19 protein-coding genes are annotated in these 22,139 nt (G+C 58.2%); 6 read left to right on the top strand and 13 right to left on the bottom strand.

Going from position 1 to position 22,139, the window contains the following annotated elements; translation table 11 throughout:
• Positions 1 to 191 precede the first annotated feature (191 nt).
• Complete coding sequence (gene mscL / locus HBN79_RS13230; RefSeq protein WP_094999366.1) at positions 192 to 605, top strand: large-conductance mechanosensitive channel protein MscL; 414 nt, start codon at positions 192 to 194, stop codon at positions 603 to 605.
• Between the two features lie 70 nt (positions 606 to 675).
• On the opposite strand, the gene HBN79_RS13225 is transcribed toward mscL, so the two are convergent.
• Positions 676 to 1,452: a ferredoxin--NADP reductase gene (locus tag HBN79_RS13225; RefSeq protein ID WP_094999367.1), complete on the bottom strand. Its 777-nt coding sequence runs from the start codon at positions 1,450 to 1,452 to the stop codon at positions 676 to 678.
• 367 nt (positions 1,453 to 1,819) lie between these two features.
• On the opposite strand from HBN79_RS13225, the gene HBN79_RS13220 reads away from it, so the two are divergent.
• On the top strand, positions 1,820 to 2,533 hold the full coding sequence (locus HBN79_RS13220; RefSeq protein ID WP_169916786.1) for an autoinducer binding domain-containing protein: 714 nt from the start codon (positions 1,820 to 1,822) through the stop codon (positions 2,531 to 2,533).
• A gap of 152 nt (positions 2,534 to 2,685) precedes the next feature.
• Positions 2,686 to 3,810, top strand: a complete 1,125-nt coding sequence (locus HBN79_RS13215) for a class I SAM-dependent methyltransferase (protein ID WP_094999369.1) — start codon at positions 2,686 to 2,688, stop codon at positions 3,808 to 3,810.
• 180 nt (positions 3,811 to 3,990) lie between these two features.
• On the opposite strand, the gene HBN79_RS13210 is transcribed toward HBN79_RS13215, so the two are convergent.
• The 3 genes from HBN79_RS13210 to HBN79_RS13200 are packed head-to-tail and all read right to left on the bottom strand — an operon-like array spanning position 3,991 to position 6,666.
• A complete protein-coding gene (locus tag HBN79_RS13210; protein ID WP_016779358.1) occupies positions 3,991 to 4,158 on the bottom strand; it encodes a DUF2474 domain-containing protein in 168 nt (55 codons plus the stop codon).
• 57 nt (positions 4,159 to 4,215) lie between these two features.
• Positions 4,216 to 5,223 carry a cytochrome d ubiquinol oxidase subunit II gene (cydB, locus tag HBN79_RS13205; RefSeq protein WP_095018389.1) on the bottom strand — a complete coding sequence of 336 codons (1,008 nt, stop codon included), beginning with the start codon at positions 5,221 to 5,223 and terminating at the stop codon, positions 4,216 to 4,218.
• 3 nt (positions 5,224 to 5,226) lie between these two features.
• Complete coding sequence (locus HBN79_RS13200; protein ID WP_094999371.1) at positions 5,227 to 6,666, bottom strand: cytochrome ubiquinol oxidase subunit I; 1,440 nt, start codon at positions 6,664 to 6,666, stop codon at positions 5,227 to 5,229.
• A 392-nt stretch (positions 6,667 to 7,058) separates the two neighbouring features.
• Between HBN79_RS13200 and HBN79_RS13195 the strand changes: the two genes are divergently transcribed.
• Positions 7,059 to 8,288: an MFS transporter gene (locus tag HBN79_RS13195; protein WP_095018390.1), complete on the top strand. Its 1,230-nt coding sequence runs from the start codon at positions 7,059 to 7,061 to the stop codon at positions 8,286 to 8,288.
• Positions 8,289 to 8,390: 102 nt separating this feature from the next.
• Here the strand turns inward: HBN79_RS13195 and HBN79_RS13190 are convergent, their stop codons facing one another.
• Positions 8,391 to 8,828 (bottom strand): DUF4879 domain-containing protein, encoded by a 438-nt coding sequence (locus tag HBN79_RS13190; RefSeq protein ID WP_094999373.1) that lies wholly within the window; start codon positions 8,826 to 8,828, stop codon positions 8,391 to 8,393.
• 210 nt (positions 8,829 to 9,038) lie between these two features.
• On the opposite strand from HBN79_RS13190, the gene HBN79_RS13185 reads away from it, so the two are divergent.
• Together HBN79_RS13185 and trmA are read left to right on the top strand one after the other, a co-directional pair.
• Positions 9,039 to 10,334 carry an NCS2 family permease gene (locus HBN79_RS13185; protein ID WP_094999374.1) on the top strand — a complete coding sequence of 432 codons (1,296 nt, stop codon included), beginning with the start codon at positions 9,039 to 9,041 and terminating at the stop codon, positions 10,332 to 10,334.
• Positions 10,331 to 11,419: a tRNA (uridine(54)-C5)-methyltransferase TrmA gene (gene trmA, locus HBN79_RS13180; protein ID WP_094999375.1), complete on the top strand. Its 1,089-nt coding sequence runs from the start codon at positions 10,331 to 10,333 to the stop codon at positions 11,417 to 11,419. The genes HBN79_RS13185 and trmA overlap by 4 nt, the downstream gene beginning before the upstream one ends.
• Before the next feature lie 118 nt (positions 11,420 to 11,537).
• Here the strand turns inward: trmA and HBN79_RS13175 are convergent, their stop codons facing one another.
• The 8 genes from HBN79_RS13175 to HBN79_RS13140 form a co-directional block, all read right to left on the bottom strand.
• Complete coding sequence (locus HBN79_RS13175) at positions 11,538 to 12,857, bottom strand: TolC family outer membrane protein (protein WP_262372458.1); 1,320 nt, start codon at positions 12,855 to 12,857, stop codon at positions 11,538 to 11,540.
• Positions 12,854 to 14,182 (bottom strand): HlyD family type I secretion periplasmic adaptor subunit, encoded by a 1,329-nt coding sequence (locus HBN79_RS13170; protein WP_169916785.1) that lies wholly within the window; start codon positions 14,180 to 14,182, stop codon positions 12,854 to 12,856. The genes HBN79_RS13175 and HBN79_RS13170 overlap by 4 nt, the downstream gene beginning before the upstream one ends.
• Entirely contained in the window at positions 14,179 to 15,924 is a 1,746-nt protein-coding gene (locus HBN79_RS13165; protein WP_169916784.1) for a type I secretion system permease/ATPase, read from the bottom strand. Before HBN79_RS13165 ends, HBN79_RS13170 begins: the two co-directional genes overlap by 4 nt.
• Before the next feature lie 149 nt (positions 15,925 to 16,073).
• Entirely contained in the window at positions 16,074 to 16,703 is a 630-nt protein-coding gene (locus HBN79_RS13160; RefSeq protein ID WP_150628301.1) for a heme acquisition protein HasA, read from the bottom strand.
• A 106-nt stretch (positions 16,704 to 16,809) separates the two neighbouring features.
• Positions 16,810 to 19,590 carry a TonB-dependent receptor gene (locus HBN79_RS13155; RefSeq protein WP_169916783.1) on the bottom strand — a complete coding sequence of 927 codons (2,781 nt, stop codon included), beginning with the start codon at positions 19,588 to 19,590 and terminating at the stop codon, positions 16,810 to 16,812.
• Positions 19,591 to 19,718: 128 nt separating this feature from the next.
• Positions 19,719 to 20,720: a FecR family protein gene (locus HBN79_RS13150; RefSeq protein ID WP_252342266.1), complete on the bottom strand. Its 1,002-nt coding sequence runs from the start codon at positions 20,718 to 20,720 to the stop codon at positions 19,719 to 19,721.
• An 86-nt stretch (positions 20,721 to 20,806) separates the two neighbouring features.
• Positions 20,807 to 21,313 (bottom strand): sigma-70 family RNA polymerase sigma factor, encoded by a 507-nt coding sequence (locus HBN79_RS13145; RefSeq protein ID WP_095039261.1) that lies wholly within the window; start codon positions 21,311 to 21,313, stop codon positions 20,807 to 20,809.
• A 103-nt stretch (positions 21,314 to 21,416) separates the two neighbouring features.
• Entirely contained in the window at positions 21,417 to 22,094 is a 678-nt protein-coding gene (locus tag HBN79_RS13140) for a TetR/AcrR family transcriptional regulator (RefSeq protein ID WP_095021298.1), read from the bottom strand.
• Positions 22,095 to 22,139: the final 45 nt, after the last annotated feature.

Raw genomic sequence — 22,139 nt, 5'->3', positions numbered from 1 at the left:
TAGAAAGGTCTCAAGCCGGCCATTGAGAAAAAGGTCTGGTATTGCGCCATTCAATCGCGTAGTGAAAGCCAATAGAAAACTTCTCACGGCCAAACGGGTCGATTGCTTACCCGCAAACAGCTGTACGGGCAAGATCAGCCATGCTGATTTACACTGCACCCACCAACCTCATCTGTAACAAGGAATAACCTATGGGCGTGATAAGTGAGTTCAAGGCCTTCGCGGTCAAAGGGAACGTGGTCGATATGGCCGTCGGTATCATTATCGGCGCGGCATTCGGCAAAATCGTTTCGTCCTTTGTGGGGGACGTGGTCATGCCACCACTGGGGTTGCTGATTGGCGGAGTCGACTTCAGTGACCTGGCCATTACGCTGAAAGCCGCCGTTGGCGATGCGCCAGCAGTGGTTGTGGCCTACGGCAAATTCATCCAGAGCGTGATCGACTTTATCATCGTCGCGTTCGCTATCTTTATGGGTGTAAAGGCAATCAACCGCCTGAAACGCGAAGAGGCGGTCGCTCCGAGCGTACCACCGCTGCCCTCTAAAGAAGAGGAACTACTGGGCGAAATTCGCGACTTGCTCAAAGTTCAAAATAACCGGCCATAAGTGCTCAATAAAAACAACGGCGCCCTCAGGGGCGCTTTTGTTTTTTCATGTCACACACAATACAAAACAACTACCAATAGTTCTCAACAGCAACTTGACCTGGCCGGCGGCTCAGACTCAACTGCATGTCCCGTGCCTTGAGCAACTTGCGCGTGTCATCGATCATTTGCGGGTTACCGCACAACATGGCCCGTGAGTGCTCACTGCTCAATTCAATACCTGCGGCGTGTTCAAGTTCGCCATTTTCGATCAATGCAGTAATACGCCCGTTCAATGCACCGGGTACCTGCTCCCGGGTAACCACCGGTATGTAGATAAATTTGTGCGCATAGTCGGCCAGGTATTCACGGCTGCATAGCCCGGCGATCAGTTCCTGATAGGCCATTTCGCAGGCATGGCGGGCGCTGTAAACCAGCACGATGCGCTCGAATTTTTCCCACACCTCAAAATCCTGCAGGATCGAGAGGAAAGGCGCGATACCAGTGCCGGTTGCCAACAGCCACAGGTCACGACCGTCGACAAAGCGGTCCAGAGTCAGGAAGCCGTAGGCCTGACGCTCCACCAACAAGGTGTCACCCACTTCCAGGCGACTGAGCTCACTGGTAAATTCCCCGCCTGGCACCACGATCGAAAAGAACTCCAGAAACTCGTCATGGGGGGAAGAGACCATTGAATAGGCGCGCCACACCGTGCTGCCATCGGCCTTGGTCACCCCCAGCCTGGCGAATTGCCCTGCGCGAAAGCGAAAACCCGGATCACGTGTGGTACGCAACGTGAACAGGCTGGGCGTCAGCGGTGTGACGTCGAGAAGCGTCTGTTGGGTGAATTTTTCTGCAGTGGCAGTCATGGGGCACTCCAATGGCGAATGCCCTAGTGTCGCGCAAAGAGGGCCTGAGAAAAACCGATGGTTTGTGATGGCTTTACGGCATCCAGCCGCATCGCAAACACCGCCCGGACTGCAGCCGGAAAGATAGCTTTGCATTGAGCTTTTGGATCCGGTGCCGTTAACCCCACGCAACTGCTATATAGAAACACCCGAAAACGTATAATTAGATACTGTTATTACATGAGCACCCACATCTACAACTAACAAAGTTTTCACATACCAACCCCTACTTTCGAATAATTAGCATTATTCGAAACAGCACCTAAAATCTTCTTAACGGGCTATCTCACAACACCGCTTACTTACTGCCGGGCCGCAGGAGCGCCTTATGACCGCACATCATTCAATCAGTAAAAACCATTACCTTTCTTGCATAAGCGAGGCTGAACTCTGTTCAAACACACTCAAACGAATAGAAGAATACGGCTTTGACTTTTTCTTCTTTCGAATGATTCCTCGCCTTGGAAACATCACAACGAATAGCAAAGTAATTACAAACTATCCAAATGATTATGTCGATAGATATGAAAAAGGTCACCTCTCGCAAAAAAAACCTCTGCTGACCCACTGCCAGTTATCGATCCTGCCCATTATCTGGAGTTCTGATGTCTTTCGTGAGACGCCTGACCAGTGGAGAGCCACGCAAAACTGCGGGCTGACCTATGGCTGGTCGCAATCGGTACACGACCCCAATGGCGCTGTGAGCATGTTGAGCCTCGCCAGAAAAAGCACGCCAGTCACCGAGGACGAGTTTTCAGATAAGGCTGCCAATGTGTTGTGGCTCTGCAACCAACTGCACAGTGCCATGCTCGAGCGCTGCCACCTTCATCACCGGCTGGAGATTCATATCATCCGCCTGTCTTGTCGCGAGCTGGAGATATTGAAATGGACTGCCGAAGGTAAAATCGCTTCCGACATCGGCATGATTCTGGGCCTGAGCACCCGTACCGTGAACTTTCACATCAGCAGCGCCATGAAAAAACTGGGGGCCAACAACAAAACCTCCGCGGTGGTCATGGCGGCCAAGTCAGGCCTGTTGTAGGCCTGCCCTGCGCAGCAGCAATAAACCCATCAGGTAATCTTCGGTAAAAAAAAGTAAAATCACCGCCACCTGTAAAACCCACGGACGCTTCTGCTTGCCAGACTCCCTCAGGGGCAGGCCATGCAACAGTTGATTCCTCAGAGTTTGTATAAATGCCCGTGCTAGAAAGCCCTTTCGCCCAACTTCGCCTGATCCGCCAACCCGAGCAGCAGAACGAGCCCTTGCAGGCCTTTGATGCGGCGGATGAGTATTTGCTTAATCACTTGGCCGAACAGGCGCTGCCCGCAAACAGCCGGGTGCTGGTGCTCAATGACAGCTTTGGGGCCCTGGCGATCAGCCTGGTGGGCACAATGCAGGTCACCAGCAGCAGTGACTCCTTCCTGGCCATGCAAGCGCTGGAAAAAAACCTGGTGCGCAACGGCCATGCTTACGATGCGGTCTCGATCATTCCGGCCAGTGAACCACTGGCAGGGCCATTCGACTGCGTGCTGGTACGCGTGCCGAAGACCCTGGCCTTGCTTGAAGAACAACTGATCCGCCTGCAAGGTCAGCTGGCACCGGGTGCCCAAGTGATCGCGGGCGCGATGGTCAAGCACCTGCCGCGGGCTGCTGGCGATTTGCTGGAGCGTTATATCGGCCCGATGCATGCCTCGCTGGCGGTCAAGAAGGCCCGGCTGCTGATCGCCACAGCACAGGGCCTGGGACCATTTACCTCGCCCTACCCTACCCGCTATCGACTGGACAAGCCGGCCATCGAGCTGCTCAACCATGCCAACGTGTTCTGCCGCGAAGACCTGGATATCGGTACCCGGGCGTTCCTGCCCCACCTGCCGAAAAACCTGGGCTCGGCCCGGGTTGCCGACCTGGGCTGCGGCAACGGCGTGCTCGCCATTGCCAGCGCACTGGCCAACCCGCAGGCGCAGTACACGCTGGTCGACGAGTCGTTTATGGCCGTGCAGTCCGCCCGGGAAAACTGGCAAGCGGCCCTGGGTGATCGCGAAGTGACAGTGCGGGCCGATGACGGGCTGGCGAGCCAGGCACCGGACTCACTGGACGTGGTGCTGTGCAACCCGCCGTTTCACCAGCAACAGGTGGTGGGGGATTTTCTGGCCTGGCGCATGTTCCAGCAGGCGCGTGAAGCGCTGGTGGTGGGCGGAGCGCTGTATATCGTCGGCAATCGCCACCTGGGCTATCACAGCAAGCTGGCCAAGCTGTTCCGTGGCGTCGAGCAAGTGGCCGCCACGCCCAAGTTCGTGATCCTCAAGGCGCGCAAGTAAACCTGGTCCTTGCAAGCCCCTTGTGGGAGCGGGCGTGCCCGCGAAAGCGCCGACTCGATTGAACCGACAAGCGCGCAGCGCCTGTATCGCGAGCAGGCTCGCTCCCACAGAAGACAGTACAAAAAAAAACCCGCCGAAGCGGGTCATAAAACCGTAGCCGCAAGGCAACGGGATGGGAAGTCAGTGGCTTTTCATGCCTGCCGCCGTCATGAACATGCGGATCAGCCAGGCAAATACTGCCAGGGTGGCCACACTGCCGGTCCAGATCACCAGCAGCCAGCCTATGCGTTGCCATAAAGGCTTCTTTTCGCATTCTTGCACGTCGTGTAGATAATCCTTGCCAGCCATGTGGGGCCTCCTCTTGGGGAAAAGGCTGTGGCCCTCAGGCCACAGCGGCACTTGCTACTAGTGATAACCGTCTTCGTGAGTCACCTTGCCGCGGAACACGTAGTAGCTCCAGAAGGTGTAGCCCAGAATGAACGGGATGATAAACAGGGTGCCCACCAGCATGAAGCCCTGGCTTTGCGGCGGTGCCGCCGCGTCCCAGATCGAGATCGAAGGCGGAATGATATTCGGCCACAGGCTGATGCCCAGGCCGCTGTAACCCAGGAATATCAGCACCAGGGTCAGCAGGAACGGCGTGTAGTGGGCCTTGCGCGCGATTGCTTTGAGCAGACCGTACATGGTCACCAGCACCAGGATCGGCACCGGCAGGAACCAGAACAGGTTAGGCAGGGTAAACCAGCGGGCCGCGATGTCTGTGTGGGCCAGCGGCGTCCATAGGCTGACAATGCCCATCAGCACCAGAACGGCCAGTGCCAGCGGGCGACCCAGTTTGTGCATGCGCTCTTGCAGTTCGCCTTCGGTCTTCATGATCAGCCAGGTGCAACCCAGCAGGGCGTACGCCACGATCAGGGCAATACCGCAGAACACCGTGAACGGTGACAGCCAGTCCAGCCCGCCACCGGCGTACTGGCGGTTGACTACCGGCAGGCCATCAATAAAGGCCCCCAATGCCACGCCCTGAAAGAACGTCGCCACCAGCGAACCGCCGATAAAGGACTTGTCCCAGATATGGCGTTTTTCCGGGCGTGCCTTGAAGCGGAACTCAAAGGCCACGCCGCGGAAGATCAGGCCCATCAGCATCAGGATCAGTGGCAGGTACAACGCCGACAACACGACCGAGTAGGCCAGCGGGAAGGCGCCAAACAGCGCTGCACCGCCCAGTACCAGCCAGGTTTCGTTACCGTCCCAGACAGGGGCGACCGTGTTCATCATCACATCGCGATCTTTCTCGCCCTTGATAAAGGGAAAGAGGATGCCGATCCCCAGATCGAAACCATCCATGACCACATACATCATGATCCCGAAGATGATGATGATTGCCCAGATAAGTGGCAGATCAATACCCATGACTCAATTCCCCTTCGTCAGGCTGTCGCTGTGGCCTTCATCTGTACCCTCATGGGCTGCAGACAGAGGACGGGCAGGCGTGCGTTGCTGGCCTGGGCCACCGTGGGTTTCGTCATCGCCTTCGTGGGTGATCGGGCCCTTGCGTACCAGACGCATCATGTAGCCCAGACCTACACCGAACAGCGAGAAATACACCACGACAAACATGACCAGCGTGATGCTCATTTGCGTGACGCTGTGGTTGGACGAAGCATCAGCCGTGCGCATCAGCCCGTAGACCACCCACGGTTGACGACCAATCTCGGTAGTAAACCAGCCCGCGAGGATCGCGATCAGGCCCGATGGCCCCATCCACAGCACCAGGCGCAAGAACCAGCGGTTCTCGTAGAGGGTGCCGCGTTTACGCAGCCACACGCTCCACAGGCCGATAAAGATCATCAACATGCCCAGCGCAACCATGATGCGGAAGGTGAAGAACACGATGGTCGAGTTCGGACGATCCGCTGCCGGATAGTCCTTCATGGCCGGGATCTGCTTGTCCAGACTATGGGTCAGGATCAGGCTGCCCAGGTATGGCACCTCGATCTTGTAGTCCGTGGTCTCGGTTTTCATGTTGGGAATGCCGAACAGAATCAGCGGCGTCGGTTCACCCGGCTTGTTTTCCCAGTGACCTTCGATCGCGGCGATTTTCACCGGCTGATACTCAAGGGTATTCAGGCCGTGGGCGTCACCAATAAAGGCCTGCACCGGCGCAACCACCAGGGCCATCCACATCGCCATCGAGAACATGCGACGAATGGCCGGTGTATTGCGACCGCGCAACAGGTGCCAGGCGGCCGACGCACCGACGAAAAATGCCGTGGCAACAAAGGCGGCCGTGGCCATGTGCGCCAGACGGTAAGGGAACGACGGGTTGAAAATCACCGCCAGCCAGTCCACCGGAATGACTCGGCCATCGATGATTTCAAAACCTTGCGGGGTCTGCATCCAGCTGTTGGAGGCCAGGATCCAGAAGGTCGAGATCAGTGTGCCGATGGCCACCATGACGGTCGAGAAAAAGTGCATCCCGCGACCGACGCGGTTCCAGCCAAACAGCATGACCCCCAGAAAACCTGCTTCAAGGAAGAATGCGGTGAGTACTTCATAGGTCAGTAGCGGCCCGGTAACAGCACCGGCGAAGTCCGAGAACCTCGACCAGTTGGTACCGAACTGATAGGCCATGACCAGGCCCGACACCACGCCCATCCCAAAGTTGACGGCGAATATCTTCGACCAAAAGTGGTACAGGTCGCGGTAGGTGTCGTCACGGGTTTTCAGCCACATGCCTTCGAGCACCATGAGATAACTGGCGAGACCGATGGTAATGGCGGGAAAAAGAATGTGGAACGACACGGTAAACGCGAACTGAATTCGGGCGAGATCGAGAGCCTCCAAACCGAACATAAGTCTTCCTCTATCAGGTATCAGGTCGTTGAGGACCCGAGCGTCGCGCCCGAATCCAACTTCCCCGCAAGCCATGGCCGCTGCGAATCGCTGCTCGCTTTTTAACCACAACAAAAAGGGATCTGGCCGACTGGCCACTCAGACAAAACCGGAGAGGTTTTGATCTGGATCAAGCATGGTGGAAAGAGTAGTCCATTCCTGACACACGGCTAATGTGGTTTGTTGTCGCGTGACACGATGCCTCAGCCCTTGATATAGACCGTTGCAAGAAGTGCAGGGAATCGCAGAAATCCCTTATCAGGCTCCCGGAGATCATGATGTTTTGAGTCATTATTTGTTACAAAACAGTGATAATCTCGGCCTCCCCCAACCCTTCAGCACGATCCTCCCCCATGACCAGCCAGCCCCTTCTGCTACGCCATCACCGACCCTTTGTGGCCTTCTGGTTTGCCCGCATCTTCACCGCCAGTGCATTTCAGATGCTGACAGTGGCCATCGGCTGGAACCTCTATCAGCTCACCGGCAACGTGATGGACCTGGGTTGGGTGGGCTTGATCGAGTTCGCTCCACGCCTGCTGTTCATGCTGCACACCGGGCATGTGGCCGACCGCTATGACCGCCGCAGGGTGGCCGCCGTGTGCCAGTCACTGCAGGCGATGATTGCCCTGACACTGGCCATTAGCAGTGCCAGCGACCATATCACCCGGGAAATGATCTTTATCCTCGCGTTTTTGCTCGGCGCGGCCCGCTCCTTCGAAATGCCTGCCACCCAGGCGCTGCTACCTTCCATCGTGCCAGTTGAACTGTTTCCCCGTGCCGTGGCGGCGGCACAAGCGGCACAGCAATCGGCCACCATCGTCGCACCGGCGTTTGGCGGCCTGTTGTATGCCTTTGGCAGCGTGTGGGTGTATGGCCCGAGCGTGGCGCTGTACCTGATTGCGGCACTGCTGATGAGCAACCTGCCAGCCCGTCAGTTGCCGTTGAACAAGGCCAAGGCCACGCTGGACTCATTGCTGGCGGGCATTCGTTTTATTCGCAGTCGCCCGGACGTGCTGGGCGCTATCTCCCTGGACCTGTTTGCCGTGCTGCTGGGCGGGGCCACGGCGCTGCTGCCGGTGTTTGCCAAGGATATTCTGCTGACCGGCCCCTGGGGTCTGGGCATGTTGCGTTCGGCACCGGCGATCGGCGCCTTGCTGATGTCACTGTGGTTGGCCAGATTCCCGGTGGAGCGCAAGGTGGGGCGCGTGATGTTCACCGCTGTGGGGGTCTTCGGCGTTGCCACCATCGCCTTCGGCCTGTCGACCTCGTTCTGGTTTTCATTGGCGGTACTGGTGGTACTCGGCGCGGCGGACATGATCAGCATGGTGATTCGCGCCTCGTTTGTGCAACTGGAGACCCCGGACGAGATGCGTGGCCGGGTGAGCGCGGTTAACGGTCTGTTTATCGGCGCGTCCAACCAGTTGGGGGAGTTTGAATCCGGGGCCACGGCTCACTGGCTGGGCACAGTGCCTGCTGTCGTGCTGGGCGGCGTCGGTACGCTGATTGTTACCGGGCTGTGGATAAAACTGTTCCCGGGGCTGGCCAATCGGGACCGGATGGTGGAAGAGCGCAATACCCTCTAGATATTCTGTTCCCGATCAAGCCCTTCCGTGGGAGCGAGCCTGCTCGCGAAAAGCGTTCGCGAGCAGGCTCGCTCCCACGGCGGAGGTTTTCTGTAGCCGCTGCTACCTTATATATAGCTTCACACCCAGCCGATTGTGCGGCGGTACCAGCGAACTGTTACTGAACTCGAACCAGCCACCGTTCTTGTTACCCAGATCAAAGGTGTACAAGTGCCCCACGGTGGTGCCTGAACCGTTACAGGCCACCAGCCCCTCGCCCTGATTGCATACCGGCGCCCGTACGCCATCCACTTCCTGGCCGTCCAGAGTCACATTCGGCTGGCCGCCGTAACCGCGTTCCAGCACATAGACCTTGATATGGGGGCCGTTATGGTCGCAGCGGGTCTGCTCGCGACCATCGGACACATCCTCCACCGCACAGGAAACAGACGCTACCTTGAGGATCTCGACAGTGCTCAAAGGCATGGCAGGCGCAGCGCTGACAGCGGCACTTATAAAGAGGCCAAAACAGGCTGAAACAGGTTTGATGAAGTGCTTCATGGGTCCCTCCGAAAACTGGCACGCAGTATGCCTGCCACATCAAGGTTATAAAACATGGCCTCGCAAGGTAACCAAAGCAGCCATATCCACGAGCTGCTGGTATGATGCGCGGCTTTTTCCGACAGACAGAAAATCTTCAGGCGGTCCGCGTCTGTGCTTTGCTGTTGAAAACGATTTAATCACGGCGCATTTGGCGCCACGGGGACTGGCATGCTGGAAAGGCTGTTTCAACTCAAAGCACACAACACCAATGTGCGTACCGAGATACTTGCGGGTATCACCACCTTCCTGGCGATGGCCTATATCCTGTTCGTAAACCCGAGCATCCTCGGTGAAACGGGCATGGACAAGGGCGCCGTGTTTGTTGCCACCTGTCTGGCGGCCGCCATCGGTTCAGCCACCATGGGCATTATCGCCAACTACCCGATTGCACTGGCACCGGGCATGGGCCTGAACGCCTTTTTCACCTACACCGTGGTGCTGCACCTTGGCCATACCTGGCAGGTCGCGCTGGGCGCAGTGTTTATCTCGGCAGTGCTGTTCTTCCTGCTGTCGATCTTTCGCATCCGCGAATGGATCATCAACAGCATCCCGCTACCGCTGCGCTCGGCCATTGCCGCCGGTATCGGCCTGTTCCTGGCGCTGATCGCCCTGGGCAACGCCGGTATCGTGGTTGCCAACAAGGCTACCCTGGTAGGTATGGGCGATCTGGCTCAGCCAAAAGTGATCCTCGCCTCCCTGGGCTTTGCCCTGATCGTGGCCCTTGAAGCGATGAAAGTGCGCGGGGCGGTGCTGATTGGCATCCTGGCCGTGACCATTGCCTCGATTGCCATGGGCGTGACCGATTTCGGTGGTGTCGTGTCGATGCCGCCCTCCCTGGCTCCGACCTTCCTGCAGCTGGATATCAAAGGCGCGCTGGATATCGGCCTGATCAGCGTGATCTTTGCCTTCCTGTTTGTTGACCTGTTCGACAACTCCGGCACCCTGATCGGCGTTGCCAAGCGCGCCGGGCTGATGGGCAAGGACGGCCACATGCCGAAAATGGGCCGCGCCCTGATCGCCGACAGCACCGCGGCCATGGCCGGTTCGCTGCTGGGCACTTCGACCACCACCAGCTACATCGAGTCGGCAGCGGGCGTGAGCGCCGGTGGCCGTACCGGCCTGACCGCCATTGTGGTTGGCATCATGTTCCTGCTGGCGCTGTTCTTCTCGCCATTGGCAGCCAGCGTTCCCGCTTTCGCCACCGCGCCTGCGCTGATGTTCGTGGCCGTACTGATGATGAGCGGCCTGGCAGAAATCGAATGGGACGACGTAACTGTCGCCGCCCCGGTGGTAATCACCGCCCTGGCCATGCCGTTCACCTACTCCATCGCCAACGGCATCGCCTTCGGCTTTATTTCCTGGACCGTGATCAAGCTGCTGTCGGGCCGCGCCCGCGAGTTGAATGCACCGCTGATCATTTTGTCGGTTCTGTTTGTGGTCAAGCTGGGTTGGTTTAACGCATGAGTGCCTTGCCGTTTGATTCTGCTACCTACGCCGTTGAGCTTGAAGCCAAGGCCAACCGTCTGCGTGAGCTGCTGGCGCCCTTCGATGCGCCTGAGCCGCAGGTGTTCGACTCGCCGCTCAAGCACTTTCGCCTGCGGGCCGAGTTCCGTCTGTGGCGCGAGGGTGGTGAGCGTCACTACGCCATGTTTGCCCAGGACGACAAGCGCACACCGATCCTGATCGAAGACTTCCCGATCGCCAGCCTGCGCATCAACCAACTGATGCCCCAGCTCAAGGCTGCCTGGCAAGCCAGTTCGGCCCTGAGCCACAAGTTGTTCCAGGTGGAGTTCCAGACCACCCTGGCAGGCGATGCAATGGTCACCTTGTGCTATCACCGCCCGCTGGACGAGCACTGGCAAACCGCCGCCGAGCAGTTGGCCAAAGACCTGGATATCAGCGTGATCGGTCGCTCCAAGGGCAAACGTGTTGTGATTGGCCGCGATCATGTAGTCGAGAAGCTGGAAGTGGCAGGTCGCACCTTCACGTATCAACAGCCTGAAGGCGCGTTCACCCAGCCAAACGGTACGGTCAACCAGAAGATGCTCAATTGGGCATACGACGCACTGGGCGAGCGTTCAGATGATCTGCTGGAGCTGTATTGCGGCAACGGCAACTTCACCCTGCCGCTGGCTACCCGTGTGCGTAAGGTACTTGCCACCGAAATCAGCAAGACGTCGGTATACGCCGCGCTGAACAACCTGCGCGACAACGCTGTGGATAACGTCACGCTGGTACGCTTGTCGGCCGAAGAGCTGACCGAAGCCCTGAACGAAGTACGTCCGTTCCGTCGCTTGCAGGGCATCGACCTGAAAAGCTACGAGTTCGGCAGCGTCTTCGTCGACCCGCCTCGCGCGGGCATGGACCCGGACACCTGTGAGCTGACCCGCCGTTTCGACAACATCCTGTATATCTCGTGCAACCCGGCGACATTGGCCGAGAATATCGCCCAACTGCACGATACTCACCGTATCGAGCGCTGCGCGGTATTTGACCAGTTTCCTTGGACGCACCATATGGAATCGGGTGTGTTGCTGGTTCGTCGGTAAACACAGGTTCTGATACACCGTGTCGACCGAATCGCGAGCAAGCCCGCTCCCACAGGATCAGCGCAATACCTGTGGGAGCGGGCTTGCCCGCGATGGTAACGCCGCAATATGGCCATGTTTAATGGGCCCGAAAATACCCCGCCACCTGCCGCAAATCCCCCTCGTTCAACACCCCCGCGTAATACCTGAGCTGTACCCGTGCCAATAAATACGTATAGCGTGCCTCGGCCAGATCCCGCTTGGCACTGAACAACTGCTGCTCGGCATCCAGCACATCCAGATTGACCCGCTCGCCGCCACTCACGCTTTTCTGCGTCGCCTGCACCAGGGCACCGGCGGACTCCACCGCCATTTCATAGGCCCGCACCTTGGCCGCGGCACTGCTATTGAGGTTGTACTGCTTGCGCAGGTCCACCAGCGTGCTGGCTGTTTGCGCGTCCAGTTCATACTGGGCCTGGGACAATTGCCGCGCGGCCTGGCGGGTCGATGCCGACACCGATCCCCCCGCAAACAACGGCACGGTGAGCTGAATGCCGACACTGTTGGTGTCGTATTTCTGGTTATAGGTACTTTCGGAGTCAGAACTGGTCTGACGGCTGCTGGCATACAAGCTGAGTTTGGGTAAGTGCCCGGCCCTCTTGCGCTCCACCTCGTACTCGGCCGAGGTCAGCGCATGATGCTGCGAGGCCAGTTCCGGGTTATTGGCCAGGGCCAGTTCGCGCCAGCTTTCAAAGCGCTGCGGCTCCAGCGGCGCAATCACAAAGTGCGCCGCCAGCGGGGCCAGCTGCTCGATCTGCAACGGCTCCCCAAGCATCGCCTCCAGCTCCCGCAGGGCAGCGTCCTGATTGTCTTGCGCCTCGATTTCTTCGGCCACCGCCATGCTCAGGCGTGCCTGGGTTTCCAGCACATCGGTGCGGGTCCCTTCCCCCCCTTTAAGGAGCCGCTGGTTAAGCTGCAAACGCTCGGCAAAAGCACGCTTTTGCGCACGGCTCAGTTCAATGCGCTCCTGTGCCAGCAAGGCCTGGCTATAGGCATTAAGCAGCCGCACCGCCAGGTACTGGCTTTTGCTGCGAAAGCGTTCATCAGAAAACAACGCCTGCGCCGCGCCCTGGCGGAATCGTGCGTAGGCTTCGTAGTCCAGCAGCGGTTGCTGCAAGGTCAAGGTTGCCGCATAACTGCGGTAGTCGCGATCGGTCCGGGTGCTGGCCTGGGTGACTTCAGACTCGTTGCGTGAGTTGTTGTAGTTCCACGACAGGGTCGGCAGCAAGGCGGAGCGGCCAAGGGCGCGGTTCTCCTCACCGGCGGCACGCTCTTCGATGGCGGCCTGGAAGGTCGGGTCATTGCGCACGGCCAGATCGTAGGCGTCCAGCAACCCCAATCCCTGCACCGGCCCCGTGCACACCATCAATAATCCACATACAAACTGGCGCACGGTCATTCTTCCACCAATGCCATGTGAGTACGGTCGAGCAGCGGTTTGAACAGGTAATTGAGCATCGAGCGCTCGCCCGTGCGCACAAATGCCTCAACCGGCATGCCCGGGCGAATCTGCAACCCTGCCAACTGGGACATGCCTGCTTCAGTGACCTGGGCACGCAGTGTGTAATACGGCTCGTCCGTGCGTTCATCGACCTGGCGATCCGCCGACACCAGCATCACTTCCCCCGCCACCCGCGGCGTGGTGCTCTGGCTAAAGGCCGAAAACATCAGCTCCACCGGCAACCCGGCGTGCACCTTGTCGGCCAGCTCGACCGGCACCCGGGCCTCGACCAGCAGGGGCTCGCCCTGGGGCACGATTTCCATCAGCGCCTGACCGGGCTTGATCACCCCACCTTCGGTAAACACATCCAGCCCCACCACAATCCCGGCCACCGGCGCACGCAGCTGGCTGTTGGCCAGTTCAAACTCGGCCGACGCCAGCCGATTGCGCAGGTCTTCAGTGCGAACCCGGGTATCGGCCAGTTGCGTACGCACTTCCTTTTGATACTCCTCGGCCAGTTGCCGAATTTTCAGACGCATCTCCAGCACTTGTCGCTGCAATTGGCCGATGCGACCGTAGTCTTCACTGATCGAACCCAGCACCTGGGCGTACACCCGCTCGCTGTCCAACAGGCGATTGCGCGGGATATAGCCTTCACGGGCCAGCTCACGCAAACCTTGTAACTGCTCGGCCAGTGCTGTGCGTTGCAGTACCTTGCTGGCCTGGGAGTCACGTACCCCACGCAACTGCGCCTCGGCACCCGCGATGCTCTCGTCGATACCCTGCTGATCCAGCAGCAACGCCTGACGACGGCTATCGAACAATTGCCGTTGCAAAGCCAGATTGGACGCCACCTCCGGCTCGCTCGCCAATGCCGTCAACTCGGTGGGAAAGCTCACACTGGCCACACCGTCGCGCTCGGCATTAAGCCGCGCTTCACTGGCCAGCGAGCCATAAAACTGGCTGCGCAAGGATTGGGCCTGGCCCAGCAGCGGGGTTTCCTTCAAGCGAATCAGTACCTGGCCTGCGGCCACCTTGTCGCCGTCGCGCACGTCGATGCGCTCAACAATCCCGCCGCTGGGGTGTTGCACCACTTTGCGATGGCCCGAAACCATCACCTTGCCCGACACCGCAACGCCCTTATCCAGCGGTGCCAATGCGGCCCAGCCGAGAAATCCGAGAAAGCCGCCGAGCATCAACAACCAGCCCAGGCGCGCATATCGGGTGTCATCCAGTTGCAGCACATTGCTGTCGCCAACGGCCTTGGCATTTAACTGCGTCATGCCTTGTTCGCCTCTGCCGTGCCGAGCCGGTAGCTCACGTTCATCGCCGGTTTGGGCGCCGCAGGTTTAGCTGCAGCGGGCGCGCCGAGCACTTTGGCCGTGGGGCCAAAGGCTTGTAGCTGGCCTTCGCGCAGGATCAACAGTTGGTCGGTGAGGGTCAGCACATTGGGTTTGTGGGTGATCAAAATCAGGGTTCGCTTGTGCTGTTTGAGCTGGGTAATGGCCTGCAACAAGGCCTGCTCCCCGGCTTCATCGAGGTTGGAGTTGGGTTCGTCGAGCACGATCACCGCAGGCAGACCGTACAGCGCGCGGGCCAGGCCGATGCGCTGCTTCTGCCCGCCGGACAAACCAGCGCCACCCTCGCCCAGGCGCGTTTCATAACCGTCGGGCAATTGCAGAATCAGCTGATGCACACCCGCCAGTTGCGCGGCGGCCAGTACCTTATCGGCATCCACCTCGGCAAAGCGTGCGATGTTTTGCGCGATGGTGCCGGCAAACAGCTGAATGTCCTGGGGCAAATAACCCAAGTGCGGGCCAAGCTGGTGTTTGTCCCACTGCGACAGCTCGGCACCGTCCAGCCGCACCTTGCCCGCCAGCGGCTGCCATACGCCGATCAGCAGCCGGGCCAGGGTTGACTTGCCGCAACCAGAAGGCCCGATCACCCCCAGCACCTGCCCGGCCGGCAGGGTAAAACTCAGGTTGGCCAGGGTGGCGCGACGGGTGCCGGGCGCACTGGCGCTCAATTGCTCCACCGCCAGCTCGCCCCGTGGCGCGGGCAAAGCCATGCGTTGCGCCCGAGCCGGATAGCTGTGCAGCAAGGCTCCGAGACGCTGATAGGCCAGCCGCGCCGAACTCCACTGTTTCCACACGCCGATCAACTGATCGATGGGGCTCAACACCCGGCCCATCAGAATGGAGCCGGCAATCATCATCCCGGCCGTGATCTGCCCCTGCACCGCCAGCAAGGCACCGAGGCCAAGCACCAGGGATTGCAGGGCCAGACGCACGCCCTTGGACCAGGCACTGACGGTGGCGGTTTTTTCGCTGGCCAGATTCTGCTGCGCCAAAAAGGCCGTGTGCTGCGCCAGCCAACGCCCGCGCAAGGTGTCGAGCATGCCCATGGCTTCAATGGCCTCGGCATTGCGCAGATGCGCGCTGGCCTGCTGGGTGGCCTGCACCGACAACTCGCTGGCGGCCTTGAGCGGCGCTTGGGAAACGCGCTGATTGACCCATGCCAGAATCATCAACAGTACCGCGCCGCCCAGGGCCAACAGCCCCAGCCAGGGGCTGAACATAAAGATCACAAACAGATACACCGGAAACCACGGCGCGTCGAAAAACGCGAACAGCGCATTGCCCGTCGCGAACTGGCGCAGGCTGGTGAGGTCATTCAACGCCTGCGCTGCTGCCGGGCTGCCGGTGCGCAATTGTGCTTCGAAAGCGGCGTCGTAGACGCGCTGATTCAAGCGCATGTCCATCTGCGTGCCAAGGCGGATCACCACCTGGCTACGCACCCACTCCAACGCCCCCATCAGGCCAAACAGGCCGAGGATCATCAGCGTCAGCATCAACAGGGTCATTTGATTGCCCGATGCCAGCACCCGGTCATATACCTGCAGCATGTACAGGGCCGGGGCCAGCATCAGTAAATTGATCACGGCCGAGAACAGGCCGATATTGAAAAAAGCACGTTTGTAGGCCGTCAAGGCAGCCAGCATCTCGTTGGCTTTGGGCCGGGTCATGGAAAGATTCCGAGGATATGGGCCGAAAACCCTGTGGGGGCTGGCTTGCCTGCGATGCATAGGTCGCGGTTTGTCTGTCAGACCACGCGGATGCAATCGCGGGCAAGCCCGGCTCCCACAAGATTGGAGTTCACTGAGGTGGGCGGGAGTTACGCCGCCAGTGCCCAGTCCTGAGCCACATCCAGCACGCCCACCAGGCTGATATCAGCCGCCAGCGGTGCATCGGCGTGAGCCAGGCCGGCCGCAGCCAGTTGGTCGAAGGTTGAATCGGTGCTCAGGCCGAACCCGCTCAGCAGGTTGTTGAGCACGCCTTCCAGACCCGATACGTCGCCTTTCATCAGGCCGTAGATCACGTCCTGAACAGCGTTGCCAGCACGGCCGGCATCGCTGGCGGCAGACAGGTCGAGACCGTTGAAGGAGACGGTGTAGTCGCCCAGGCCAAACGCGCTACCCGAGCCGCCAGTCAGCACTTCACCCAAACTCACGCTGTCCAGTTCACCCCACAGGTAGTGGTTCATGTTGTCGCCAGCAGAGACTTTAGGGTCATACACATAATGCAGGCCATTGTTGGTATCGCTTCCTGCGATAAAGGCGTAGTCCGACTTATTGGCACCATGCGTCGCATACTGCTCACCATCTTGAGCGCTAACACCACTGTTGAAACCACCGGTATTACTTAGACCGTGACCCGCAGTTTTAAAACCTTGAGCCCAGTCGCTGAGTACGTCACCAATCGAATCAGAACCAATAAACGAGCTGTAGTTAATCGAAATAGTCATGACTTGAGTTTCTTCCTTAGATAGTTTCAGTGAAGTGGCGTACAGCGATGCACGCCTTTGCTCACAACGAGCAATCTTTTATATAACGAAGCAAACAGTCCGTTATTTAGAATTTATATTCGAGCATGCCGCTCAATGTCCGACCGCGCGCCATGCTCAAGTTGCTGGCATCTCCCATGGCCACAAAGTAGGCTTCGTCGGTAGCGTTCTCTAACGACAAGGTAATATTCAACGTGTTCGTCGGCCAGTAACTTGCATACAGGTCGTACACGCTGTATTTAGGCCAGAGTGCTTGCTCTATACCGTTGTAACTCCACTCATTCAAGCTCGCGTCATTACCAGGGCTGTAGCGCAAGCGTATCCCAGTGTCCAGGCGCCGCTCAAGAAAACGAGCTCCGACCGTTAGAGACCCTCGATCTGCGGGTATATGCGCCGCATTACCCATGATAGCCCCGCAAGTGATTGCGTTGTTTCTGTCAGGGTCATCGAGCCATTCAGAGACTCGAGTATTGGTGTAGCCAATCGTGCCATTAGGCCGGGTATAGGGCACTTTGATTATCTTAATAACCTCACCCCTTTTTTTGGCCCCACCCATATAGAATTCATTTGAGCAAAAGTCATTACTGCCAATCATATGCGTATAACTCAGATTGGTATACAACCGCCCCACGTCGTAGTTCAACTGATATTCGACACCTCGAAAACGGGTCTCAGCCAGGTTATTCACATATGCCGAACGACCCGGCGTGGAAATGTCGTCCGAACCTGGTAGAGAGACGCCATAATTTAAAAACGAGAAGTTCTTGATGTTGTTATCAAAGTAAGCAACTTTCACCCCGAGCCGATCATTATTAAAGAACAGGGATTCTTTAAAGATATTTAACCCGAACTCCCATTCCTGGTTTTCCTCAGCTTTCAGGTATGGATTGGGGTAAACCCGCTCCGGCGCATTCCCCCCATGGGGCCGCCCGGTCATAAACACCTCAGTCACCGCCGGCGGGCGCCAGCCCTGACCCCACCGCCCATAAAACTGCAACCAGTCAACTCCGGGTTTTACCCCTATACCAAACGTCGGAGAAAACTTGCCTTCTTCACGATCGGAATCATAGAAATAAACATTTCTTACAGAACTCCCCGATGTCATCACCTCGCCACCATTCTCCCCTGGAGTGACTGGCGCTTGCCATAAGCTCATGCCTGTCTTGCCTTCCAGACGATAGCGGTCATAACGCAACCCGGCATCCAGCGTCAGCCAATAGCTGTACTGGTAGTGCAGGTTATTGAACAGGCTGGCCATGGTACGTTTACCTTCCGGGTCAGCACCCTCAACCCAGGGCAGATCGGTCTCATTCTCTGCAGGCACCAGATTGTTCTTGGACTTAAAGATGTCCTGATAACTCTCCAGGCCATAGTTCCAGCTCAGTTGCCCGTAGTTGTTGAAGTCAAACCGGGACGTGTTTTCTACCTGAAAGCCCCATGTACTGGTGCGAAACTCATCTTCGTAACCATCAAATGCATTACCACTATCAGCCGACGCTTTGTGGGGGGCATTACGTCGATCAAGCTGCGTATTGACGTAATAAAGTTTACTTTTGAAGTCGATCAGCTCGTTATCCGGGTTGTAGCTGTAGTCCAGCGCCAGGTTGCCGGTATTGATATTGCTTTTACCGGTACGAACATAGTCATAACCATCCTTCGTCGCATTGAGGTTGGTCCATGCGTCAGCGCTATCGCTGTCGGTTTCCAGGTAAGTGAACTGCGCTCGCTGGTCGTTGGGCAGGTTCAGCCCGAACTTGACCATCTGCGAACGGGTCACACTGCCGGTATCGCCTACTTCACTGGACAGCCAGTCTTTCCAGGCTTCGCGATATTTGTTCTTGCTGAGAATATTTACGCCCAGGTTATCGGCGTTTTGCCGACCGGTACGGTAGTCACCAAAATGGCGTTCGCTATAAGCGACCAAAACATCGCCAAGATCATTGCCAAATGCGAAGACGCCACCGCCATTGAAATAGGTGCCATTACCCAATTTACCGATACCGCTGCCAGCCCGGATGCGCCCGCCGTACTCTTTGCCGTCTTTCAGGAACTCGCTGGCTTGCAGGGTGTTAAAGCTGGCAATGCCTCCCAATACGCCAGCACCGCCCATACCGGACTGGGCACCTTTGTCGATTTCAACGCTGGAGACCATTTCCGGGTCGATCAGCATCACGCCATTGCGTTGCTGGTGGCCGTTGACATTGAAGTTCTGGCGCATGCCGTCAACGTTCATGTTGACCCGGCCATAGTCCTGAATCCCGCGGATATTGACCGACAGGCCCTGGTCACGCTGGTTGACGGCGGTGTACACGCCCGCGGTTTCTTCAAGCATGTCAGCGGCATGACGGGGGGCACGCTTGTTGATTTGCTCACGGGTAATGACAGCGACGGAGGATGGGGTCTGGTACACCCAATCCGCAGTATTACCCTCACTGGCCGTCACCGATGTAGTGCCCAGGGCCAGGGCGCCGTTGTGTTCGCCGCTGACGCGGGTCAGGGTGATCTGGCGTTCGCCGGTAAAGCGATACTCCACCGGGTTGTTGCCCAGCAAGCGCGCCAGGCCTTCCTGTACGCCAAGGTCACCGTTCAGCGCTACGGAGTTCAGGCCGCGCAGCATCTGGCTGTCAAACAGCACTTGCAGGCCGGCCTGCTCGGCAAATATCAGTACGGCCTTGTCCAGCGGCTGGGCCGGAATATGGAAAGCAATAAATTCTTGCTGAACGGCGCTGCTGATCTTATTTGCGGCCTGCACCGGCATTTGCGCCGCCAACAGGGCGAAAATCCCGACATGAACTGCAAAGGCTAACCGACTTGCGGATTGCACCCCTTTGCGCTGACTACCCATCATTTTTATTTTCCCCAGGCTTACGAGCTGCTTTGCGAATGAATCTCAATAGCAAGACGTAAGATGGGGGAAAAGTCAGTAAAGGTTTTTGCGATTAATTTTCAAAAAGCGCTGCAGAGCTTTGTGGTGGCTCAATACACCAGGCTCACGCCCGCCAGTTCGACGCGCTGCACCTGCAACTCCTGGGTGAGGGTGTGCAGGGCGCTGTCGAGCATTTCGAGGCGGAATACGCCGCTGACCTGTCGACTGGCCAGGGCCGGGTTGGCCAAGATGATCTGGCCGGGGCGATAGCGGTTGAGCTGCTCGATCACATGGCCCAATGGCTGGCGGTCAAATACCAGCACACCACGGCGCCAGCTGGTGGCTGCGCTCAAGTCGAAACCGGGCAGTTTTTCTACACCCTGCGCTGCGCTGTAGCGGGCGCTCTGGCCCTCCTCAAGGGTTTGCTGCGCTGCGCCTTGGGCCGGCGGCGCTTGCAGGCTCACGGCAACGCTGTGTTGCAGCACGCCGACCCACGCCTGATCGCGGCTTTCGCGGCCCACCACAAATTGCGTGCCCAGCGCTCGGGTGCGCCCGCCCGCACTTTGCACCACAAAAGGCCGGGTTTCGGCTTCGCCCATGGGCGCCACGTCAAACACCGCCGAACCCGCCAGCAGGCTGATACGCCGCTCGCCAGTGTCGTAGTCGATGCTGATGGCACTGGAGGCATCCAGCTGTACCGAGCTGCCGTCGTCGAGCTGAACCGTGCGGATTTCTCCCGCACCTGTGCGGTAGTCGGCCTGCATCTGTATCAGTATCGTCGGGCCGCTAAACCAGCCAACTGCGACTACCAACGACAGCACTGCCGCACGTCCGGCCCAGCGCAACGGCCGTCGACGTCGGCTCACCGGCGCGGGTCGGGCTTCTGCTGGTCGCTGGCGATGGGCTACAGGCCGCGGCTCCAGCGCCAAATCCCCCAGCGCTGCCCAGGTCTGCTCGGCAAAGCGCAAGGCCTCTGGATGGCGCTTATCGGCCGCCAGCCACTGCTCCAGTTGCGCCTGCGCCTCCTCGCTCAACGCACCCGCGTGCAGACGCACCGCCCACTCGGCGGCCGCTTCAGTAATGCTCTGCTGTTCGGGGCCTTGGCTCATCAGGTGTGAATCTCTATTTCTCGTTATATATAAGCAGTGACGTCTCGCCGGCTAAAACTCAGTAAGCCGTTCATCCACATATTTGAAAGTTATTTCTCGGGCTCTTGTAGACGCTGCATGACGTAAGCCAAAGCTTTCGACAGATGCTTCTGCACTGAGCTGTCGGAAATTTCAAGATGCCGCGCAACTTGAGCATGGGTCATGCCCTCGATGCGGTTGAGACGGAAGATTTCCTGAGTCCTTTCGGGCAACTCGGACAATGCCTGCTTTAGAGCCATGCGCTGTTGTTCAGCCATCGCCTGGGCCTCCAGCCCTGCCATTTCGTCTTCGATTTCGGCCAGTGCTTCATGGGGGACCGTATCGGTCTTGCGCCGGGTTTCCTGGCGGATATGATCGACCAGCAGGTTGCCAGCAATGCGATAGAGGTAACCGGGGGAGTTGTCGATGTGCTCTTTGCGGCCACGCTCGGCCATGCGCAGAAAACTTTCCTGCACCAGGTCCGCGGCCAGCTGTGGGTCTCGTACCTTGCGCGCCAGATACCCGCGCAGGGTACTGGCATGCTTGAGGAACAAGCCCTTGAGATCCGTATCCAACAAACCGACTCCCTGAGCATGAAGGAAAGGGGCCGCTATCTTACTTTTTGTCGAGAATGATTTTCAATTGGTATTGTGTTTCATTAGTACAAAGTGTGCCGCCTGTTCACGCCTGCAAATAGCGCAATACGGCATCACACATCATGTCGCGCTGACGCTGCTTGACCTGCAGATCAGAGAAGTCGACCTGGAAAATTTCACCCAGGGTGTAGCGATTCGATACCCGGTAAAAACAGAATGAGCTGACCAGCAAATGCACATCCAGCGGGTTGAGCCCGGCACGGAACACCCGTTGTTCAACGCCGCGCTGCAGGATGTTTTCAAGTGCCTGCACGATCGTGTCGTTCATGGCCTTGATGCCTTCGGAGCGCTTGATGTATTCACCCTTGTGGATATTTTCGATGCTGACGATACGCACAAAATCCGCATTCATGTCGTGGTGGTCGAAGGTGAACTCCACCAGTCGTTGAATCGCCAGAACCGGCTCAAGCTGATCCAGATTCAAACAGCTTTCGATGCTGCGGATTTCGCCGTACAACTTCTCCAGCACCTCGACGTAGAGCTGCTCCTTGCTGGTGAAGTAGTAATAGATCATGCGCTTGGAGGTTTTAGTGCGCTCGGCAATCGCATCCACCCGCGCCCCCGCCAGGCCTTGTTCGACGAACTCGACAATGGCTTCTTGCAGGATATTTTCCCGGGTCTTTTCAGGGTTGTTCTTACGGCTTTTGCGCGGTTCGACTACCGGTGCCGTGGCGCCGGTATCGACTTCTGGAGTATTGGTCATTAAAGGCTCACGGCCAGGTTGGAGTGCCCGGGATTATGGGGCGCC

The organism is Pseudomonas sp. WS 5051 (assembly GCF_012985715.1).
Taxonomy (GTDB): domain Bacteria; phylum Pseudomonadota; class Gammaproteobacteria; order Pseudomonadales; family Pseudomonadaceae; genus Aquipseudomonas; species Aquipseudomonas bubulae.
Note: the sequence above shows the minus strand (reverse complement) of the source record. Positions and strands in the feature narration are given on the sequence as shown.

What these genes read in the sequence shown, in the direction of transcription:
- HBN79_RS13210 (WP_016779358.1), bottom strand. Translation starts at nt 4,158, where the DNA reads ATGGCTGGCAAGGATTATCTACACGACGTGCAAGAATGCGAAAAGAAG.
- HBN79_RS13165 (WP_169916784.1), bottom strand. Translation starts at nt 15,924, where the DNA reads ATGACCCGGCCCAAAGCCAACGAGATGCTGGCTGCCTTGACGGCCTAC.
- HBN79_RS13190 (WP_094999373.1), bottom strand. Translation starts at nt 8,828, where the DNA reads ATGAAGCACTTCATCAAACCTGTTTCAGCCTGTTTTGGCCTCTTTATA.
- cydB (WP_095018389.1), bottom strand. Translation starts at nt 5,223, where the DNA reads ATGGGTATTGATCTGCCACTTATCTGGGCAATCATCATCATCTTCGGG.
- HBN79_RS13215 (WP_094999369.1), top strand. Translation starts at nt 2,686, where the DNA reads ATGCCCGTGCTAGAAAGCCCTTTCGCCCAACTTCGCCTGATCCGCCAA.
- HBN79_RS13195 (WP_095018390.1), top strand. Translation starts at nt 7,059, where the DNA reads ATGACCAGCCAGCCCCTTCTGCTACGCCATCACCGACCCTTTGTGGCC.
- mscL (WP_094999366.1), top strand. Translation starts at nt 192, where the DNA reads ATGGGCGTGATAAGTGAGTTCAAGGCCTTCGCGGTCAAAGGGAACGTG.
- HBN79_RS13175 (WP_262372458.1), bottom strand. Translation starts at nt 12,857, where the DNA reads ATGACCGTGCGCCAGTTTGTATGTGGATTATTGATGGTGTGCACGGGG.
- HBN79_RS13170 (WP_169916785.1), bottom strand. Translation starts at nt 14,182, where the DNA reads ATGACGCAGTTAAATGCCAAGGCCGTTGGCGACAGCAATGTGCTGCAA.
- trmA (WP_094999375.1), top strand. Translation starts at nt 10,331, where the DNA reads ATGAGTGCCTTGCCGTTTGATTCTGCTACCTACGCCGTTGAGCTTGAA.
- HBN79_RS13225 (WP_094999367.1), bottom strand. Translation starts at nt 1,452, where the DNA reads ATGACTGCCACTGCAGAAAAATTCACCCAACAGACGCTTCTCGACGTC.
- HBN79_RS13200 (WP_094999371.1), bottom strand. Translation starts at nt 6,666, where the DNA reads ATGTTCGGTTTGGAGGCTCTCGATCTCGCCCGAATTCAGTTCGCGTTT.
- HBN79_RS13155 (WP_169916783.1), bottom strand. Translation starts at nt 19,590, where the DNA reads ATGATGGGTAGTCAGCGCAAAGGGGTGCAATCCGCAAGTCGGTTAGCC.
- HBN79_RS13220 (WP_169916786.1), top strand. Translation starts at nt 1,820, where the DNA reads ATGACCGCACATCATTCAATCAGTAAAAACCATTACCTTTCTTGCATA.
- HBN79_RS13160 (WP_150628301.1), bottom strand. Translation starts at nt 16,703, where the DNA reads ATGACTATTTCGATTAACTACAGCTCGTTTATTGGTTCTGATTCGATT.
- HBN79_RS13185 (WP_094999374.1), top strand. Translation starts at nt 9,039, where the DNA reads ATGCTGGAAAGGCTGTTTCAACTCAAAGCACACAACACCAATGTGCGT.
- HBN79_RS13140 (WP_095021298.1), bottom strand. Translation starts at nt 22,094, where the DNA reads ATGACCAATACTCCAGAAGTCGATACCGGCGCCACGGCACCGGTAGTC.